Annotated in this window: 22 protein-coding genes and 1 pseudogene; 6 read left to right on the top strand and 17 right to left on the bottom strand. The window is 64.3% G+C overall.

Annotation, left to right across the window (positions count from 1 at the left end; genetic code table 11):
* Positions 1–44: 44 nt before the first annotated feature.
* Positions 45–569, bottom strand: a complete 525-nt coding sequence (locus ACWESM_RS11245; protein ID WP_397075207.1) for a lipoprotein LpqH — start codon at positions 567–569, stop codon at positions 45–47.
* Between the two features lie 332 nt (positions 570–901).
* On the opposite strand from ACWESM_RS11245, the gene ACWESM_RS11240 reads away from it, so the two are divergent.
* The gene (locus ACWESM_RS11240) at positions 902–1948 is read left to right on the top strand and encodes a fused (3R)-hydroxyacyl-ACP dehydratase subunits HadA/HadB (protein ID WP_452491556.1); all 1047 of its coding nucleotides are present in this window, start codon (positions 902–904) and stop codon (positions 1946–1948) included.
* Between the two features lie 178 nt (positions 1949–2126).
* Here the strand turns inward: ACWESM_RS11240 and ACWESM_RS11235 are convergent, their stop codons facing one another.
* Both ACWESM_RS11235 and ACWESM_RS11230 read right to left on the bottom strand, forming a co-directional pair.
* Positions 2127–2330, bottom strand: coding sequence for a DUF397 domain-containing protein (locus ACWESM_RS11235; RefSeq protein WP_280412159.1), 204 nt, complete (start codon positions 2328–2330; stop codon positions 2127–2129).
* Entirely contained in the window at positions 2327–3211 is an 885-nt protein-coding gene (locus tag ACWESM_RS11230; protein ID WP_452491555.1) for a helix-turn-helix domain-containing protein, read from the bottom strand. Before ACWESM_RS11230 ends, ACWESM_RS11235 begins: the two co-directional genes overlap by 4 nt.
* A gap of 293 nt (positions 3212–3504) precedes the next feature.
* Here ACWESM_RS11230 and ACWESM_RS11225 point away from each other — a divergent pair, with 293 nt between their 5' ends.
* The 3 genes from ACWESM_RS11225 to ACWESM_RS11215 all read left to right on the top strand — a co-directional run bounded on the left by ACWESM_RS11225 (position 3505) and on the right by ACWESM_RS11215 (position 4825).
* Positions 3505–3951, top strand: a complete 447-nt coding sequence (locus ACWESM_RS11225) for a DNA-directed RNA polymerase subunit beta (protein ID WP_452491554.1) — start codon at positions 3505–3507, stop codon at positions 3949–3951.
* On the top strand, positions 3941–4177 hold the full coding sequence (locus ACWESM_RS11220; protein ID WP_397276179.1) for a hypothetical protein: 237 nt from the start codon (positions 3941–3943) through the stop codon (positions 4175–4177). Before ACWESM_RS11225 ends, ACWESM_RS11220 begins: the two co-directional genes overlap by 11 nt.
* Positions 4178–4276: 99 nt before the next feature.
* Complete coding sequence (locus tag ACWESM_RS11215) at positions 4277–4825, top strand: hypothetical protein (RefSeq protein WP_397276177.1); 549 nt, start codon at positions 4277–4279, stop codon at positions 4823–4825.
* A gap of 126 nt (positions 4826–4951) precedes the next feature.
* On the opposite strand, the gene ACWESM_RS11210 is transcribed toward ACWESM_RS11215, so the two are convergent.
* Positions 4952–5410, bottom strand: coding sequence for a hypothetical protein (locus ACWESM_RS11210; protein ID WP_364424793.1), 459 nt, complete (start codon positions 5408–5410; stop codon positions 4952–4954).
* 15 nt (positions 5411–5425) lie between these two features.
* On the bottom strand, positions 5426–5746 hold the full coding sequence (locus tag ACWESM_RS11205) for a helix-turn-helix domain-containing protein (RefSeq protein WP_364424794.1): 321 nt from the start codon (positions 5744–5746) through the stop codon (positions 5426–5428).
* 342 nt (positions 5747–6088) lie between these two features.
* On the opposite strand from ACWESM_RS11205, the gene ACWESM_RS11200 reads away from it, so the two are divergent.
* The gene (locus ACWESM_RS11200; RefSeq protein WP_364424795.1) at positions 6089–6748 is read left to right on the top strand and encodes a GAP family protein; all 660 of its coding nucleotides are present in this window, start codon (positions 6089–6091) and stop codon (positions 6746–6748) included.
* A gap of 18 nt (positions 6749–6766) precedes the next feature.
* Here the strand turns inward: ACWESM_RS11200 and ACWESM_RS11195 are convergent, their stop codons facing one another.
* The 8 genes from ACWESM_RS11195 to ACWESM_RS11160 all read right to left on the bottom strand — a co-directional run bounded on the left by ACWESM_RS11195 (position 6767) and on the right by ACWESM_RS11160 (position 13390).
* Positions 6767–7258 (bottom strand): hypothetical protein, encoded by a 492-nt coding sequence (locus ACWESM_RS11195; RefSeq protein ID WP_364424796.1) that lies wholly within the window; start codon positions 7256–7258, stop codon positions 6767–6769.
* A 117-nt stretch (positions 7259–7375) separates the two neighbouring features.
* Positions 7376–8077 (bottom strand): hypothetical protein, encoded by a 702-nt coding sequence (locus ACWESM_RS11190; RefSeq protein WP_364424797.1) that lies wholly within the window; start codon positions 8075–8077, stop codon positions 7376–7378.
* A gap of 370 nt (positions 8078–8447) precedes the next feature.
* The gene (locus ACWESM_RS11185; RefSeq protein ID WP_452491551.1) at positions 8448–9515 is read right to left on the bottom strand and encodes an IS110 family transposase; all 1068 of its coding nucleotides are present in this window, start codon (positions 9513–9515) and stop codon (positions 8448–8450) included.
* Positions 9516–9961: 446 nt separating this feature from the next.
* The gene (locus tag ACWESM_RS11180) at positions 9962–10765 is read right to left on the bottom strand and encodes a MerR family transcriptional regulator (RefSeq protein ID WP_452491550.1); all 804 of its coding nucleotides are present in this window, start codon (positions 10763–10765) and stop codon (positions 9962–9964) included.
* Complete coding sequence (locus ACWESM_RS11175) at positions 10758–11201, bottom strand: VOC family protein (protein WP_452491548.1); 444 nt, start codon at positions 11199–11201, stop codon at positions 10758–10760. The genes ACWESM_RS11180 and ACWESM_RS11175 overlap by 8 nt, the downstream gene beginning before the upstream one ends.
* A 505-nt stretch (positions 11202–11706) precedes the next feature.
* Positions 11707–12096, bottom strand: a complete 390-nt coding sequence (locus tag ACWESM_RS11170; RefSeq protein ID WP_452491546.1) for a hypothetical protein — start codon at positions 12094–12096, stop codon at positions 11707–11709.
* A gap of 30 nt (positions 12097–12126) precedes the next feature.
* Positions 12127–13044 carry a hypothetical protein gene (locus ACWESM_RS11165; RefSeq protein WP_452491545.1) on the bottom strand — a complete coding sequence of 306 codons (918 nt, stop codon included), beginning with the start codon at positions 13042–13044 and terminating at the stop codon, positions 12127–12129.
* Positions 13034–13390 carry a hypothetical protein gene (locus tag ACWESM_RS11160; RefSeq protein ID WP_397276159.1) on the bottom strand — a complete coding sequence of 119 codons (357 nt, stop codon included), beginning with the start codon at positions 13388–13390 and terminating at the stop codon, positions 13034–13036. The genes ACWESM_RS11165 and ACWESM_RS11160 overlap by 11 nt, the downstream gene beginning before the upstream one ends.
* Before the next feature lie 112 nt (positions 13391–13502).
* Here ACWESM_RS11160 and ACWESM_RS11155 point away from each other — a divergent pair.
* Positions 13503–13757: pseudogene (locus tag ACWESM_RS11155) on the top strand (methyltransferase); the annotation flags it as partial.
* Between the two features lie 278 nt (positions 13758–14035).
* On the opposite strand, the gene ACWESM_RS11150 reads toward ACWESM_RS11155, so the two are convergent.
* From ACWESM_RS11150 to ACWESM_RS11135, 4 genes are all read right to left on the bottom strand, one after another.
* Complete coding sequence (locus ACWESM_RS11150; RefSeq protein ID WP_364424801.1) at positions 14036–14434, bottom strand: PPOX class F420-dependent oxidoreductase; 399 nt, start codon at positions 14432–14434, stop codon at positions 14036–14038.
* Between the two features lie 105 nt (positions 14435–14539).
* Positions 14540–15016 carry a DUF1772 domain-containing protein gene (locus tag ACWESM_RS11145; protein ID WP_355071238.1) on the bottom strand — a complete coding sequence of 159 codons (477 nt, stop codon included), beginning with the start codon at positions 15014–15016 and terminating at the stop codon, positions 14540–14542.
* Positions 15017–15713: 697 nt separating this feature from the next.
* A complete protein-coding gene (locus ACWESM_RS11140) occupies positions 15714–16286 on the bottom strand; it encodes a TetR/AcrR family transcriptional regulator (RefSeq protein WP_355071236.1) in 573 nt (190 codons plus the stop codon).
* A gap of 532 nt (positions 16287–16818) precedes the next feature.
* Positions 16819–17406: a hypothetical protein gene (locus ACWESM_RS11135; RefSeq protein ID WP_452491542.1), complete on the bottom strand. Its 588-nt coding sequence runs from the start codon at positions 17404–17406 to the stop codon at positions 16819–16821.
* Positions 17407–17660: the final 254 nt, after the last annotated feature.

The following is a 17660-nucleotide window of genomic DNA, read 5'->3' as shown; positions in this document are numbered from 1 at the left end:
TAGGTCGCCAGGATGACGGGGGCGGATCGGAGGGCATGCGGCGATCAGGCGCCGACGATGGACGAGCAGGCGAAGGTGATGTCGAACTTCGACGTCTTCGGCCCGGCCAGTGGGTTGGTCAAGTCGGGGGCGCCCACGCCCTCGCCGGTGACCTTGAAGGTGTTGCCGTCCTTGACGACCTTGGCGGAGCCGCCCGGCATGCCGTTGCCGAAGCCGACCGCGTAGGGCAGACCGTTGTCGCCGCCCTTGCTGCCCGCGATCGCGACCGCCTGCACGGTGTTCGCGTCGGTGATGGTCGCGCTCACCGAGAGGTTGCCGTAGGCGGAGTTCGCGATGTCGGTCAGCGCGAGCGCCAGGGTGCCGCCCTGCTTGGCGCAGGTGGTGTCGAACTTCGCGTCGAAGGCCTTGCCGTCGACCGAAGCGACCGACTTGCCCGCCGGGGCCGCAGGCTGCGCCGAGGAGGGCGCGGCGGGCGAGCTGCCCTTGCTGTCACCGCATCCGGTGAGCACGCCGACTGCGGCGGCAGCGGCGATGGCGGCGGCGGCGATGCGGAGCGAAGTGGTGTTCATGGTCTGTGTCCTTGTCGTTCGAGGGGCGGCGCCCCTGGTTCGGTTCCTCCGGCCTCCTGTCGGGCCGTTGAGAAAAAGGTAGGAACGATTCGCGCCCTACCGATCCCAGGTTTTCGGCGTTTACGCAGGTAGAGGACGTGCGACTACCCGCTGCTGATCACGAAGCGACGTGGAGTCACGCACGAAACACTTCGGAGTACCGACGGTCGGCATCCTCGACTTGCCCTGTCGGACCTAGCCGTGCGTCGTGAAAGAGTGGTGTCCATTCGATGCAGTCGGGTTCTGCGATTACCCGATTGGGCGGCTGGTAGGAATCTGAAGCGAGGAGCGGCTTGGTGGAAGCGACATTCGATGTGGCCGGGCAGGTGGGGCATCACTATCGCGTCGATGACTATTACGAGGTGGGTCGGGAGAAGATCCGCGAGTACGCGCGAGCCGTGCAGGACTTCCATCCCGCGCACTGGAGCGAGGACGCTGCCGACGAGCTCGGGTACGCGGGCCTGGTCGCGCCGACCACATTCATCTCGATCGCCGCGATGCTCGCCAACCGCAAGCTTTTCGAGAGTGTCATCACCGGCTACGACGTGTTCGTGCAAACCGATCAGGTCTTCGAGATGCACCACCCGGTGGTGGCCGGTGACCGGCTGATCAGCGATGTCGAGCTCGCTTCGGTGCGCCGCATAGCGGGCAAGGATCTGCTCACCGTCAAGAACACCTTCACCGACCAGACAGGCCGGGTTGTGCAGGTCATGCACACGACCGTCGTCGGCATCACCGGCGAGGACGTCGACGCGGGCATCAGCGGGGCGATCGAGCGCGTGGTCATGCACGGTATCGATGTGCCCTCCCGAACCGCCACCGCAGGCCACGCAGCGGCGGACAGGCAGACGGTGACACATCCGGCTTCGGAGCCCCGCCCACACCAATCCACGACCGTCCGGACGCGAGTTCCGCGCACCGGCATCCGCTTCGAGGACATCTCGGTCGGTGACGAGCTTCCCGCACGGATCGCGCGGCTGACGCGGGGCGACCTGGTGAACTACGCCGGCGTCGCTGGAGACGCCAACCCGATCCACTGGCACGACGACATCGCGGCGCTAGCGGGCCTTCCGGACGTGATCGCGCACGGCATGCTCACGATGGGTCTGGGGGCAGGCTTCGTTACCGACTGGCTCGGTGACCCAGGCGCGATGACCAGGTACGCGGTCCGGCTCTCGAACTACACGATCGTGGAAGCCGCCTCCGCCGGAAGTGTCGAGTTCACCGGGCGCGTGAAGTCGCTAGACCCCGACACCAGGACCGCCGTCATCGTCATCGTCGCCAAATCCGCAGGGCGCAAGATCTTCGGCCTCGCCACTGCGGATGTCCGCCTCGCATAGTCGCCAGCACGCAAACTTCGACGCCAGGCCACGCACGGCTGAACCGACCGCATGCCCTTCCAGATCCTCAGCCACCTAACAGCGCGAAACGCGCCATAAAGCGCCGCGTATCACAACGAAAACGGTCCGGCCCCAGTCCATTCGAGGACAGGGGCCGGGCCGCGGTGGTTGCTTACTGCTAGGGGCGCTTGAACTCGCCGTCGTTCACGCCAGCGGTGAATGCGTCCCATTCGCCGGGGGTGAACACCAGCGCCGGGCCGGTCGGGTTCTTCGAGTCGCGGACGCCGACCATGCCGCCTTCGAGGTGGGCGACCTCGACACAATCCTTCGTCCCGCTACGGGTGCTCTTGAACCACACCGCGCCGGATAGATCAACGTTCACCGTTCATACTCCTTCGCAACCTGGAGGACGAGATTTCGGCTCGCAGCCCGGTCCAGTGCCAAGCGGTCCAGCTCGGCAGTGACTTGACGGTACTGCCGCACCTCGTCGGTTTTCTCAAGGTACAGGTCGCCGATGAAGCCTTGGAGGTAGACCACCGGGGGCATGGTGAGATCTGCGGTGGAGTGCCGGGGGAACTCGAGGAGGACGAAAGAACCGATCAAGAGCGCGCGGTAGATGCCGGTCGATGTCGGCACGACCCGTATCGCAATGTTCGCCGACTGTCCGACATCGGCGAGATGCTGAAGCTGTGCAGTCATGACCGAGGCGCTTCCCGCAGTGCGGCGAAGGGCGGACTCGTCAACGAACACATCCATGGCTACTGGGTTCTTCTTGGCAGTGAGCCGCGATCGACGCTTCCGTCCGACCTCCAAGTGCCGCTCAACGTCTTCCACCGGCATGTTCGGGTACTCGGCCCAGATGATCGCTCGCCGGTAGTCGTCGGTTTGCAGCAGGCCGGGCAAGACAGTGCTCTGGTACGACGTAATCCGGTTGGCGGCATCTTCTAGACCTACGAACAGGTTGAAGTCTTTCGGGATCGTGTCCTCGGCAAATGCCTGCCACCAGCCTTTTGCGCCCTTGGTTTCCTTGACCAGCTCTAGGACGACCTGCGTCTCCTTCTCGGTGGCGTTGTAGAGCTGACACAGTCGCTCGATCAGGACCGGGTTGAAGCGCACCGGTTGACCGGTCTCCATCTTCCAGATCGTTGATCGGGCGGAGGCGATCGCGGTAGCTGCGGCATCTCTTGTGATATCAGCGCGCTCGCGCAGCGTCTCCAGCTGCATGCCCAGGATACGCCGGGCGATTGTGGAATCTGTTGCCATCTCGACCTTCCGGAGTGTGTTGCAACTCGAACAAGGATGCGTCAACAACTAAAACGGCAACAGATTTTTGCGAACGTTTGCGTTGAAATCGTCGCGGCGAGGGGGTTTTGGGTGTCTCCTGATCGTGCGCCCGGCGGCGTGAGCAAGCGACGGCGATCTTCCGCTCACGCTTCCGACGCCGGTGCACCGCCCAGCACGGGGGCCGGGGCCGGGCGCACCTACCCGCCTTCTACGTGAGTTGAGGTCTACCGATGGATGAAGGAGCGTTCGGGGACACACCAGTGTCCCGCTGCATGTTCTACCGAAGGAGTTGCGGTTTCAACGCCGTGATCGACCCACCGGAACTCGGCCGGATCGTGATGCGCGCCGGATCGGTGTGGGCGGTGACGATGCCGAGCAGGTTGGGCCGAGCGGTGAAAGCGCACATGCAGAGCAGAGGCGTCGCGCTCGGACCTATTGTCGGACACCAGCGTTCGGGTCGCTGGACGTTCCTCATCAGTCCCGACATCGAAGACGACGACGTCAAACTGTTCGCCGAGATGTTCCGCAGGGACGTGAGCATCGCGCGAGAGGGAGCCGTTATCGCACTCCCCTCCCCTAGCCCGAACGGCTCCATCCGGCAATGGATTGTCCCGGCTCGGAACGCCTTCCTACCGTCCGGCCTTGCTGTCGTCGATGCCGTGCGGGCATGGTCCGACGCGGGGTCGCAGACTGCTACGGCTCCGCGCTATGGCCGGTAACACGATGATGCCCGCGCTCATCGCCTTCGGCGTCGTCTCGTGGCTCGCGATCTGCTTCTTCGTGAGCACGGCGATCCTGGAGTACCGCGTCACCTGCGCCGAAAAGCTTTATCTGGAACTGGCCGCGAGCCGACCGCTCCCATCCGACGCCGATATCCAGCACATGTGTGACCTCACCGAGCCGCGCCGCGATCCGTGGGTGCGCGCGGAGCTGATTCCGGCGTAACGGCTGGCCCTCCATCTGAAGCGTGGCGGCCATACGCACATAACTCCGAAATTCCGTCGCGGCTCCGTGCCGCCGTTTCGCGGGAGGTGTTCGAACACAATGGCAGCCAACGGCGATGCCGAGGCCGACCCGAGCGGACCGTGCTACGACACCAACGTCCTCGCCCGGACGCTTTCGTGGTTGGACCACAACAACCCGCACTGGCCGATGCAAAGCTACGAGGCCGCGCGCACGGCCTACCACCATCACCAAGACTGCCCACCCATGACCTGCGCCACCTACATAGCGGCGCTGTACAAACTGAGGAAATCGGAGGGTCCAGGGGGCGCGCTCCTCGGTACTTCCGAAGATCATCGTCGGCGAGTGATCATGCAAGCCGCCCACGCGGACTCTTCCGTGCGGCGCAAGCACCAACCGGCCCTCGACCACACCCGAGAGCAAGTGTCGCCGCACCCGGAGCAGCCGGACGTGCGCCTGGCGGTGGTGATCGACGGTCACCGCCTGGACTTCGCCGCCTGCCTCACATCCGCACTATGGTTCCTCCAGGAGCAGCACCGACGACAGTTCGTCGACTCCGTCGAGGTGCTTCCCGGCGACACGACCGGCCTACGGCGGTTACCGAACGAACGCCTCTACGACGGACCATGAACGCTCAACGCCAACAGGAAGAGGTCCCGCGAGTGGCGCACGGTGGAGGGGCTTCTCGGGCTTTGCCGCGACCATGTGCCACTCGTGATCTTCCCACCATGCGAACCACATACGTCCGAGGCGGAATCAGCGAGGGGTGACGATGACCTGGTAGGGATCGTCGTAGAGAACATGGCCTGGGTCATCCGATTCCAGACGAGTCCATGCGACGCCGTGGGCGTCCAGTATCGCGAGGTAGCCGCCCACACGGGCGATGAACCGAGTGGCTGAGGACTTGAACCATGCTTCTGCCCGAGGGTGGTGGGTTCGGTCGTAGGGCGAGAGATCGAGTTGCCCGGGATCGATGAGATGTTCCTGATACCAACTATTTTCACGTCGCCGGAACGCCTCCTGCTCGACGGTGAGGAATCCTGACCACGCCAAACCGTTGACCAGGGCGAAAACGCCCGGATAGCGGCCGTGCCGGTTCGGCGACGCCGCTTGGTATCGAACGAATGATGCCTCGGCATCGCCGGTGTCGGAAGCGCACTGCACGAGTTCAGACCAGAACGGGTACTCGACAGAAGCTGGCCGTAAGGTCACCACCGGACAAGGCCGCAGTTATTGCAAAGCCAAAGTGTCGCCGTTACCGAATTCAGCTACCACACGCAGCTTTCCCCCGAGCGCACGAACATAGGCTGCCAGTGTGCCGAGCTCGGTATGTGACATGTCGCCCCGCTCGATATTGGACACCCGCGCCTGCGTAACACCCATCGCCTCGGCGATCTCACTCTGTGTGCGCGCCTGAGCCTTACGGACCTGCGCCAGCCGATAAGCTCGCTGCGCCCCTTCGATCTCTAGCTTTGCCTCGGCGACATGCGCCGGATCGATGAGTCCCTGCGCATGCACGTCATTTTTCACGTCCTTCCAACTACGTGCCATCGTCCTCACTGTCCTTCGTGTCGAGCCATCGTTGATAACGCTTTTCGGCTAGCGGAATGTTGTCGATATACCATTGTTTCCACACGATTATATCCCCAGCGTTATACAACTTCTACGTTATTTCCTACTGCGGCCCGACCTTGGAACTACCGGGCCGACTGCGTGGCGGGAGCACCGGCACCGACCTTCTGGCGGTCGAAATAGGCGGGTCATCTGTCCTCCTCCCTCCGGGGTGATATCGCCACAGCGGAGCCTGGCCCAGGGGCACAGGGTGGTTACGAAGGCCGCCGACAAAGGTCCGCATCCCCTGAACGGCGCGGTGGCTGCTCTAGGGTTCGGAAGATGGGCGCTGTCCTGGGTGATCTGTTGCCGCTCGCGGTAGGGGTCGCGATCTCACCGATTCCGATCATCGCGGCGATCTTGATGATTCTGTCGGCCCACGCGGGCGGAGCCGGTCGCGGGTTCGCGCTCGGCTGGGTCGTGGGCATCCTCGCGGCGACAACGCTTGTGGCGCTGCTGTCCGGGTCGCTGGGTGGTTCGGCTGATCGGCAACCCTCGACGGCGGGCGCATGGGTCAAGATCGTGCTCGGGATACTGCTCCTGGCGCTGGCCGTGGCACAGTGGCGGTCGCGCACCGACACCGAGGTACCCGGGTGGATGCGCGCGGTCGACCGACTCACCGTCGCCAGGGCCACCGGGCTGGGGATCTTGTTGTCGGCCGTGAACCCGAAGAATCTGCTGCTGTGCCTGTCGGCAGGCGTGATCATCGGCTCCAGCAACACCAGCGTCGGCGGCCAGATCGTCGCCGTCGCCGTCTTCACTCTGCTCGCCGCCTCCAGCGTGCTAGCCGTGATTCTCGGCTACATCCTCGCCGCCGACCGGCTACGCAACCCGCTCGAACGCCTGCGCAATCGGCTCCAGGCCAACAGCCACCTGGTGTTGGCCATCGTGCTGCTCATCATGGGCACCGTCGTCTTCGGCAAAGGTCTGCGCGGCCTCTGACAACCTCGTGTTTCGCGATCAGGTCCCGGTGTTTGCCCAGGCCAGGCGAATGGTGTGAATTTGTTCAGGGGTGGGGTCGCCAGGTAGGTCGGCACAATATTGGGCAGCGATCAGCGTGCGGCGCAGCTTGGCGAGCATGTCGGGATAGCTGGGATGGTGTTTGGTGGTGTACCAGCGCGCCCGGCCGCGGTGCTCGGCGACGACGCCCGGTGAATGCCCGGCGAGGTGATACCAGAGGATCACCAGGGTCTGCGTGAGCATCCCGAAAGGGACGGTGCGCTCCACCGCGAGCCGGGTGCGGTTGCGGGCCTCGTCGGCGCCGGTGACATGCTTCGCGTCGAAGAATGCGACCTCCACGGACCACCTCATCGAGTACCGCTCGATGAGTTCGGCTGCCGCGGTGGTGGTGTCGGTGGTCAGCAGCGCCAGACCGGATCGGCGAGGTTCGCGCACGACCAGCACCCGCACCGGCTGGGATCGGAACGCGCCGACAAGGTCACCGGCTGTCACACGTCAGCTGCCATTCCGGTCGCTCAGACCTACCTGACTATCCTGAACCATAGTGCTCGGTAATGCCGAGCACGGTTACACCGCAGCCGTGGAAGTGAACGTTCGGCGTGTAATTGGTTATTGCATCATCTGGATGTGTGGGTGCTCATGTGACACCGGGCAGATTCGGATGATCTGGTCGTTGACGTCGGAGACGCAGATCTGGGTCGGCGTGCTCGGCCCGCCTTGGTAAGCGCCCCATGAGATGTTGGCGGCTTGGTCCTCATACGGAATCCAGTGGTGGATGTCGGATCGCCACTCGCGGCTGGCGATCGTCAGTAGCGGCTCGGTCGGGGTGCCGCAGGTGGGGCAAGGATTCGGATAGGGATCTTGCATGCCCCATCTGATAAAGCCGCCGATCTTCCATCCGGGTGCGATACACAAGAAGTTGTAAGGGTGATCGTCGTCTTCGAGACCGCCGAACTCGACTCCGGGAATCTGGGCCATGGTCCACTGGTCCACTCGTTGCCGAAGCTCCCCCTCGAGCTCCCCTGAGTGCGGGTATTCGATCACTTGTTCCGGATCGATCATGCACGAATCGGGCACCAGGTCTTCCTCGTACTCCGCGGGTTCCGGAGGATCCATCAGAACGTCGGTGATCGCCGCTGCCAACCGCCAGAACAGTGCGGTCTTGGGCATACCATCGTCGTCGTGCTCGAAGGGGCACCACAACACTTGCAGCAGGTCCGCCCCCTCGGGCGGAGACAAACCGGGCACGTCACGGACGTACAACTGCGCGACCGGCACCATCGCAATCGAACCGTCGGAATCCGGTTCCAAATCGTGGTCCTCAGCGTGGCAGTACGGCCATGGCTCGCTCGCCGGCCACAACAGTGGCCCCCCGATCGAACTGTCGTGCGCCGATGGTGTTCCCGGACGGGGGTGCAACCGAGTCGCGGTGCGGGCCAGTGGCGCCAGCTCAGGAAAGACGGCCACGAGATCGACCGGACGTGGCGGCGTAGTGCGAGTCATACAACAACCTCTGGAGGAACGCGGAAACGTTCGATTTCGATGATGGATGGGACCGGCGCGGTCTCGTCCCGAGGCTAGGGGTCCGGGCCTCGATCAACTTCCCATCATTGGGTATCCGCCAGTGCATGGCCTCGGGGGCATGACATCTCGACATGAACTGACATGGCTCCCCTTTATGTCAAGAGGCAGTTGGGAGTTCGCCGTTAGACTGTATGGCGGTAGGTCCGGGCCGCCGCTGATCGGCGAGCATCCGCTGGTAGACGACGTTGGACAGACGCCGTTTGAGTGCCCGCATCGCCTCCATGGAGGTCTTCCCGGCGGCCTTCTTGCTGTCATAATAGCCCCTGCCTGCCGTCGGGTGACGCAGTTGGACCACGGCCATGGTGTGCAGGACGTGGTTGATCTTGCGGTTGCCGGCTCGGGAGAGCCGGTGTCGTTGCTGCTGGCCGGAGGAGGCATCCAAGGGTGCGGTGCCGTTCCAGGAAGCGAACCGGTCCCGGGACACGAAACGGTGGACGTTGTCGGTGTCGGCGAGAAGCCGTGCCGCACCGCAGGGTCCGATGCCGTTCAGATCCATCAGAGTCGACCCGCGTGCGAGAACCAGTTGCTTGAGTTCTTTGTCCGCAGCTTTTGTTTTCCGGTCGACGACCTCGAGATCGTCGATCAGCTCGTTCACCAGCCGTAAACGAACCCGGGCCGCGGCATCGCCGGGTTCAACGGTCTCGGCCAGGGCGCGGGCCTGCATGGCCGACAGAAACCTCTTGGCACCTCCGGGCACCAGTTCCAGCAGCAGCCGGTGAATACGGTTCAACAGTTCGGTGCGGGCACGGCCGAGCTCGTCACGACGATCGACCAGCAGACCCAACGCGACCAGCTCCGGATCCGCCTCTACCCGGCGCAGATTCGGCGACCGCAACGCCGCCAACGCGACCGAATGCGCGTCGACCGGGTCGGTTTTACGGCCGTTGCCGGTGGCGAACACCCGCACCTGCGCCGACAGTTTCGCGGGCACGTCGATGACGGTTTCCCCGTCGGCCACGAGCCGGTGCGCCACATGCCGTCCGACACCGTTGCAACCCTCGATCGCCCATACCCGTTGCGGGAATCGTTGTGCGGCGACGAGCATTTCACTGTATCCGGCGGTGTCGGTGCCGTAACGCCCGGTCGCGAGGATCTTCGCGTCGGAGTCGATGATTTCGATGGTGGCCGAGCGTTTGTGCGGGTCAATGCCGATGATGACCGACATCGGTATCCTTCCAGATCGACGGATCGGTATCCGTGCAGGAAGGCACCGCTACTTCGAGCCTGGGCAGACCCCTTTCCAGCCACGCCCGCACGGTAACTCGATGGGACGCAAGCCATTAGCGAGCCACACCGACGACGCTGGTGGTCAGCCGCTTAGAGAGCCTCCCACCGGGTACCTGGGACTGATCCTGGCCGGGATCGAGCCCTACCACCAGTCTTAAGTAGCCGCTTACAGATCGGGTTCTCCTGGTCGTGGCGGGGTGGTCAGCGCTGGAGTGCGGGACTGTAAAGACTCTTTACACGCTGTCCGGCGGGGTTGGCCGCGCGCCCGTAGTCGGTAGCCGAGAACATCGCCGTACGCGTCGAACACTCGTTTGCCCAAAACTGCGAAAGTGAAGTGACAACCCGTGCGATCGTTCATCCGTTTCGGATGACTCCGCCCCCGCTCTACTCCCAGTTCGCGGTGTCCGGGTCGATGTCGTGGGCGCGCGCGCTGGCGTCGATGATTCGACGGAACCACGTGGCAAGGCCTGCGCGGATGCCGTCGTAGTGGGCGGCGAATCCCGGGTCAGCCTCGTACCTGCGGCCGAGACAGACCTGCATCTGCCTGGTGAGTGGAAAGTACGAAGCGAAGACTTCGCGGTGCCGCTCGACGAGCTGATTCGCTTCTGGGCTCCCCGGTGTGACCCCGGCTTCCATCGCATCCCCGAGGGCACGGTCGAGATCGGCCATGGCGTCGGCGATGGCCTGCCATTCCTCCGGACCGCGAGAGGCTGCGCGTTCGGCGTACTGCTGCCATTGCGTCGTGTCTCCGTAGCGCTGACGGGCTTGGGCGGGCCAGTCCGGCTGCCACTGGGGGCCGAAGATCGCGGCCTGCTGCTCCACGGTCAGCAGCAGGCCGCGCTCGTGGGCGTCGATCATCCGATCCAGTCCGGCGCCGAGTTGCTGGAGCCGGTCGATCCGTTCGGCGATCTGGATGCGCTGCGCGCGCAATGCGCCGGGCACGTCTGCGGCCGAATCGTCCAAGATGGCCCGGATCCTGTCCAGGCCGAGACCGAGCTCACGGTAGACGACGATGCGGTGCAGGCGTTCCAGATCACCTGCGGCGTAGAGCCGATATCCGGCGACGGTGCGCAGCGACGGGCGCGCCAGACCGATCTCATCCCAGTGGTGCAGCGCGCGGACCGTCACGCCCAGACGCGTCGAGACCTGACCGACAGTCAGGCCATCGGCGTCAGTGGCATCAGGCATGCTCAACATTGTCGCCGCGACCGACACCCGGTGGGGTGATCCCGACGGCCTCGAGATTCCGCGCCTCCTGGCTGGCCGGATCGAAGGGCTTCGCCGCGGTGAAAACGATCCGCGCGTTCTCGGGGGTGATCACCTTCACGTCACGGGTGTTCCACGGGGTATCCCGTGGACCGTCGACCGAGTTCGGGCGCAACGCACGACAGTTCTCAACAAGGGAATCGACCTGGCTGAGCACGCACGCGAAACTGAAGCTCACCGCCGGCGCCTGCTCCGGAACGCTCCCCGCCGGGACGAGGAGTACGTCCTGAAAGGCCCACCGGCGCAGATGCACAACTCTGCCGGGAATGCTGAACAGCTCGAAGAACCCGAGCCCACGAATCCAGAAATCCACCGACGCCGCCAAATCGCTCGTGGGGATAGTCACGAACGCGGGCATTCCATAAATGCCACGAAACGGCTCCGGCGGGACCGCGTCCGGGCCGGGATCGGGCACGGGACTGATCTCGAACGCGTTGTAGTAATCACTCATGCACCCCACCTTCCGGCCTCACGCTGCGTGAGGGTCAAGCCGCAGGGCAGAGACATCGCGCTCGAGCTGGGGGCATGGTGGCCTTGTCCTTCGTCAGCCCATGCGGCGGTAGGGCCGAGACTCCGACTGCGGATGAATGGATAGTGCAGGTGTCAGCCGGGCGCCCCACCGGGTACGGGGTCCGGCTGTCGAATTACACAGTCGTCGAAGCCGCCGCTGTCGGGAGCGTCGAGTTCACCGGGCGCGTCGAGTCGCTCGGCCCCGAGACCAGGACCGCTGTCGTCGTCATCGTCGCGAAGTCCCAGGACGCGAGATCTTCGGCCTGGCCACGACGGATGTGCGTCTCGCGTAGACGACACAGGCTTACGCCGATCGCCGACCGAGAGACTGCACGAGGGGCCATGAGGCTCAGTTATCCGGGTGCGTAGAGTTCGGGCTCGAACAACGCTTTGGCGCCAGCACGGGTGTAGAGCTTCCGCTGCAAGGAACGCAGGATCGTGATCGCTTCGGCGTCGCGTATTCCGTTGACGATTTGGAATTCGACACCCGCACCGAATAAGTCGCTGCCGAAAGCCAGTTCGCTCAGAAACAGCACTCTGGCCGTCTCGACCTCGGTCAACATGGTTCCGTCGCGGACAGCACGCCGGAGCCTGGCGGTTTCGTCATCAAACCGATCACGATCGGCGAACCCCAGTGCGCGCACTGGGATCGGCGCGTTCGCCGAGACTCCCACCCAACTGGCAAGAGCCCCGTCCACGAAATCGCGTTCCGCGTGGGTCAGGCTCGACATATCGAATTCCAACAGTATTTCTCCTCGAGTTGTGGTCGCTAACTACCGGTCACCGCCAGGTTTTCCAGGAGGCGTCCCTCCGGTTCCGCCGGGGAGCCTGTCAGGGGCGAGTGACGGATCCGTGGCCTGGTTGGTGAGGCGGATGAACTCACCTAATGGGTCCTTCGGCCGGTACACGGTGCCGTGGTCAGTAGTGCTGGGATCGACGATGACGATGAACCCGTCGTAGCTCATCATCACAGGATTGCCGACTTTGTCCTTGCCCAGACGCTCCATTTGTGGGCCCTGGATGATTTGATAGACCTTCTCTGCGAGCTCGTCCTGCGTCATTCCCTTGAAGTCCTCGCGGTGCTTCGTCCAAGCGTGACCGTAGGCGATCTCCTGAGCCATCCTCATGCCCGGATCTTTGCTCCACCCGCCCGGTGGTTGTACCAGCCCGTCATTGGCGGCCTGAAACAGGATGTCTGTCGACTCGAGTAGCTGAAGTTTCTCGTTGGCATCGGCAATCTTCGCGCCCCATTGGGCGTCCGCTGTCGTCAGAGCCGACACCAGGCCGTTCAGTCGTGACAGCTGCGTGCCCGCTTCCGAACTCCAGTCAGTGATCCCGGTAATGCTCCAGTCGTCGGCAACGGTGACCGGAGCGACGACGTAGTGCTCGAAAATGGTCTTGATCTCCGACAGCGGGTACTGCATGTCGCGGGCAGCGCCTGCGCAGGCAGTACCGAGGTCGTAGAACGCCGTGGCGATCGTACGCATCTGGGTCTGCTCACGGTCGGCCTTGTCCTCGGCCGCGTGGCGGGCTTGTCCCCGCCATGCGAGGTCGTGGATCACGGTGTGCATCGAGTTGGAGGTCTTCAGGACCATGTCCGCGATCTGGTTGGACCTGTCCGCGATGCCAGCCAGCGCCGAAACGTCCCAGCTCAGGACCTCCCCCGGTGTAGGTGTCGCTTTAGTTGCCATCGTGGGAATCAGTCGGGATCAGATCGGTCACCGCAGCCAGTTGGGCGGCGGCTGCCATATCGTCGTCGCGGTAGGTACTCGCCGCATGTTCGAGAAGCTCTGAGAATCGAATAAATCTGGCTTTCAACGTCTCTCGCGCTCGAGATCCCAACGATGTCGTCTGCCCTAGGCTATGTCCGACTGCGGATCCATCCAACTTCCCGTCGACCTGATCGGCGCCCAAGGACGCAACTTCATCCATCTGTGCCGGCAACACAGCCAATGCTTGCGCCGCCGTCCGTAGGCTCTCCGGATTGACGTCGAACACAAGATCCCCCGCTTCAACTCGATCCTCGTCCGGCTCCACCCACCCTAGTTCACCGTGTCAGCTAGTCATCGCGAACCGCTGAACCCCCACACTTTTCTCGGACACAAGGAAGCTATTTCCGGGCCAGAGTTTTGATTCGCACGACTGGGACGACGACCACGCGCACCGCATCCTGGCCCGCTGCGCCGAAGCAGTCCGCCCCGACGGCCGGATCATGATCATCGAACCGGTCGGAGACCGCCACGCGGGCACCGAGTTCGACCTGGCCATGCTCGTGATCTTCGGCGGACGCGAACGCCGCATCGAGGAATTCCGCACGCTCGCCACGGCCCACGGCCTGACCCTCGACACGGTGGCCGACCTGACCGAACAGCGTTGCCTGCTGGAACTGCGCCTCGACCGATGATCCACGGCCCTGCTGACTCTTCGATGAGCTCTCCGGCGTGCATGTTGCCCGGAGTGACCGTGCGAGCTTCCTGTTCAGTACGTCCGCGACTGGGCCGACTTCTGGTTGGCTCGGCATGTCGTCTTCCACCGAATTCTCTTCGAGGGCCTTACCGGCCGCGGGCGTGAGCGCGATGCGGAGTGTGAGCGCGATCTGTCGGTTCCGGCCGTGCCGGAGGTCGGTCGATTGAGGCGGACGGTCGGTGACGGCCTTCCTCGTGGGAAGCCCACGATGCCTGGCTACTCGGCGCGGCGACTGGTGAAGTCGAAGGGTCCGCCGTCGATGCCCCAGGAGATGATTTGTTCGGGGTGAATTCGGATGATCGCGCGTTCCTGGGGAGGGAACGGTGGCTCCTCGTCATCGAGCGCCTCGGCGGTGCCGCGTACCTCGATGCCGCGAATCACGTATGGCTCCAAGGAAACCTGTTGGTCGATGACGAACGAGACCCGGCTGCCTGCCTCGACATTGCGGTACTTTCGACTGGCGCGCATCCGCATGCCCCCGATGTCGATCGTGCCGTCGGCGTTCACCCGATAGCTGGTCGGGTTGTTCTGCACGACGCCGTCGGGCGACACCGTGGCCAGCCGACCGATCCCGGCCTCGGCGAGGAATTGCTGTTCGTTGATGGTGAAGGTCATGTCGGTTACTCCTTGGTGGATTCGATATCAGATGTGTGCCCGGCGATCAGCTGTGAGTTGTCGGGCGCGGGAAGCGCAAGCTGTTGCCTGCCGCGTGCTCTGAGGTCAGAACAGGATCAGCGCTGCGCACAGTCCGGCGATGGCGACGAACTGCAGGGTGACCCGGTATTTCAGAATGCTGTCCCACTTGTCCTGCAGGGCACGGGCATTGGCCGGGATGATGCCGCTTCGCGCGGCGGCGGTCTGCTGGGAATTGATCGGCTTGGCGATGCGGACGTAGAAGGCCAGCCAGGTGAGCAGTGCCGCCACCGTGATCCCCGCCGCGACAGCGGCGCCGATCTGCCCGGCCCACAACGCGATCAGCAGCGTGAGTACCGCGCTGACCACACCGACCACGCCGACGACCGGCATGCGTCTGTCGCCGTAGTAGTGACCCCATCCCGCACTCATGGTCACGGTCGCGTCGTCGAGCTTGCGGTAGACCGATCGGGTGATCATGGCCACGGAGACATCGGTGCCATAGACGATGGCGTTCGAGACAACGGCGGCGGCGGCGATGATCTGGCCGGTGACGATGAGCATTCTCGGCTCGCTTTCCAAATTCTAGCGTCGTTAGGAACTGGAGCAAAGGTAACATTCGCTCGCTATCTTGTCTAGCTTTGCTAGATTTCCGATCGCTACCGCAGGATCTCGCTCGGATCAGCAAGCCGCACATGCGTGTTCCGACCGAGCGGACACCGTCGCCCAGCAAGCCGGTCACCTGACGCTGACAGGTCTTCGGTCCGCCGGATCCGCCGGTGGGACTGGGGCTCATTACCCTCCGGCACTCGTCGACCGGGTTGCGGGCAGCCCGACCGCGCCGGTCCCGGCCCTCGTCGACCGAGTTGCGGGCAGCCCGACCGCTTCGGGCTCGGCGATCGACGGCACCCGACAACCCCACCTCGACGCGGGCGATCCGACCAGCTGCCCGGTGACGCCGCCGCAGCTCGAGCGGCGGCATCACGGCCGCACACCGAGGCCACCCGTACAGACGCACCCCTCTGCCGCGTACCGCGCGATGCGATGGGGCGAAAAATGGCCGTTTCCGGCCCGACCTGGATTCGGCGCACCGGAAACAGGAAACCGCGGCTCGCCGAAACCGCGAATCGGTCACAAACCGCGTACGGAACTACGCGACGAAATCAGGGATGTAAGAGTCTCTGGCAGACAAGAGTTCTGGGAGCGCCCGAGCCAGGGCAGAAATGACGACCCAGATCGGTGCGCTCACCACGGCAGAGGTCTACCGGGTCCACTGGTCGATCAACACCGCCACACGGGCGTCCCGCTGAGCCGGTCGCAGACGTCCGCCGCGGTCCAGGGTCGCCAGGCCGTGCAGGGCGCTCCAACCGACCTCGGTGAAAGTCTCCGGATCGTGCTCGCCCGCGAACGGTGAGAAAGCGGCGAACATGACGGCGAACGCGTCCCGCAGCGGCTGCGAGGCATTCTCGCCGAACGCGAGGTTCACCTTCATCAGGAACATCGCGTCGTAGAGCGCGGGCCGCGCGGTCGCGAACTCGAGGTAGGACCGCGCCACCGCCGCCAACGCCGCGCGCGGCTCACCGCCCGCGGACTCCAACGCCGCGCGGCTCCACGCGGCCATCTCCGCGATACCCTCCTCGGCGACCGCCGTGACGATCTCATCCTTGCCCGCGAAATGCGAATACAGCACAGGCTGGCTGTATTCGATCCGTTCCGCCAACCTGCGCACAGTCACCGCGTCCCAGCCCTGCGACTCGGCCAACTCCCGAGCGGTGTCGATGATCAGCCGGTGCCGCTCGGCGCGCTCACGCTCTCGTCGCGTCTGGATCCCCATAGACCGACTGTAGCATTGCTTGACAATCTAGTGTCACTAGATTTGGTGTCAGCGGCACAACACGGGCGTCACCTAGACTTTCCACACCTCCTGCCGCCACGGCGAGTGTGGAGGCGGTGGTTCTCGTGGCTGTCCGCGTGGAGGGTCGGGACTGGGGCAAGCTGCTGTCAGCGATCCCGAGCGGCGAAACGGGGCGATCATCTACGACCTCACCGACTTGGGCGGGGTGCCGATCACGCGCTACCCGGATGCCAACGGCGTCGCCACGATCCGATGGACACCGCAATCCGCTGGCGCGCACACGCTGACGGCACAGGGATGCTCAGACTCTACGCAGACCGACACACCCGTTGAGATCATCGTCGAGGTGATCGGCGGATAGTCTGCCCCACGCAGGTTGCTATGCGCTCTTCCGTCGTGCACCGCTGGTTGATCGCCTTCCCGGTTGGCCACCAGCAGCGCCTTGTCGAGTTCCGGACGGAGGCGAGCTTGCCGGAAAGCTTGTCGAGGAAGATCTGTCTACAAGAAGAAACTACGGCTGAGCTGGCCGGACTTCGCTTGCCTTGCGATACTTTCCGTGTCCGCCTTCGCCGATGGACCATGTCACCGGCATGCCCGAGGTAATGAGTTGTTCGTCGCCTTTGTACTCCCACAGGCAGAACCACACGTCGCCGGAGTGGCTGGCAATGAGCCCGTCGGAATGGCGGGGCAGCCACCACCGGACCACACCGTCAAGGTCCGGATCGGGATCCTTCGCTGCCTCGGCCTGCCCGAACGGTGTCGAGCCGCCCTGTCCGCACCATCCGTCAAGGGTGGGCAGCAACGGCTGGTCCCCACCCGCAGGGTCGGCGGGCCAGATCTTCCCGCTGCGGGACAGGACGTCGTCGTGGATATGCCAGGCGAGCTCGCATGCCACACCGCTGGGCGTGAACTCGCCGGGGCTGGTGCCGACGAAGACGTTCAGTGCCGGAACGCTGAACTCGATCCACCAGGCCGGTGCAAAAGACATCCGGCGCCGATGCTCGGGGATCCTTTCGTCGATGTGTACCTCGAAGCCGAGAGCCGACTCGATGTCGGCCGCCAGCAGCTCGGCGCCGGCTCTCGAAATCTCCTGATCCACGCCCTTATCTTCCCGCATCTCGGGGGCTGTTCGCCGTGTTGGTCATCGCGGCGGCTCTTGTCGGCCCGCCGCAGCGGCACAACCGGGTACCACGATGCCGATTTCCCCGACGCCGACGACATCGACTACGTCCGCGGTACCTACATCGCCGGTGACCGGGCCGAGCCAGCCGGATAGCCTGCCGCACGCAGGTTGCTATGAGCCCTTCCGTCGTGCACAGCGGGAGGGCTCGTACCGTGCGGCCGGGTCCGCGG

Source organism: Nocardia sp. NPDC003999 (genome assembly GCF_053604885.1).
This window is presented reverse-complemented; position numbering and strand designations above follow the sequence as displayed.

Excerpts from the sequence above, each read along its gene's own strand:
- ACWESM_RS11230 (WP_452491555.1), bottom strand. The coding sequence starts at position 3,211 with ATGGCAACAGATTCCACAATCGCCCGGCGTATCCTGGGCATGCAGCTG.
- ACWESM_RS11220 (WP_397276179.1), top strand. The coding sequence starts at position 3,941 with ATGGCCGGTAACACGATGATGCCCGCGCTCATCGCCTTCGGCGTCGTC.
- ACWESM_RS11145 (WP_355071238.1), bottom strand. The coding sequence starts at position 15,016 with ATGCTCATCGTCACCGGCCAGATCATCGCCGCCGCCGCCGTTGTCTCG.
- ACWESM_RS11215 (WP_397276177.1), top strand. The coding sequence starts at position 4,277 with ATGGCAGCCAACGGCGATGCCGAGGCCGACCCGAGCGGACCGTGCTAC.
- ACWESM_RS11175 (WP_452491548.1), bottom strand. The coding sequence starts at position 11,201 with ATGCCCGCGTTCGTGACTATCCCCACGAGCGATTTGGCGGCGTCGGTG.
- ACWESM_RS11225 (WP_452491554.1), top strand. The coding sequence starts at position 3,505 with ATGTTCTACCGAAGGAGTTGCGGTTTCAACGCCGTGATCGACCCACCG.
- ACWESM_RS11245 (WP_397075207.1), bottom strand. The coding sequence starts at position 569 with ATGAACACCACTTCGCTCCGCATCGCCGCCGCCGCCATCGCCGCTGCC.
- ACWESM_RS11150 (WP_364424801.1), bottom strand. The coding sequence starts at position 14,434 with ATGACCTTCACCATCAACGAACAGCAATTCCTCGCCGAGGCCGGGATC.
- ACWESM_RS11140 (WP_355071236.1), bottom strand. The coding sequence starts at position 16,286 with ATGGGGATCCAGACGCGACGAGAGCGTGAGCGCGCCGAGCGGCACCGG.
- ACWESM_RS11165 (WP_452491545.1), bottom strand. The coding sequence starts at position 13,044 with ATGGCAACTAAAGCGACACCTACACCGGGGGAGGTCCTGAGCTGGGAC.
- ACWESM_RS11200 (WP_364424795.1), top strand. The coding sequence starts at position 6,089 with ATGGGCGCTGTCCTGGGTGATCTGTTGCCGCTCGCGGTAGGGGTCGCG.
- ACWESM_RS11205 (WP_364424794.1), bottom strand. The coding sequence starts at position 5,746 with ATGGCACGTAGTTGGAAGGACGTGAAAAATGACGTGCATGCGCAGGGA.
- ACWESM_RS11185 (WP_452491551.1), bottom strand. The coding sequence starts at position 9,515 with ATGTCGGTCATCATCGGCATTGACCCGCACAAACGCTCGGCCACCATC.
- ACWESM_RS11180 (WP_452491550.1), bottom strand. The coding sequence starts at position 10,765 with ATGCCTGATGCCACTGACGCCGATGGCCTGACTGTCGGTCAGGTCTCG.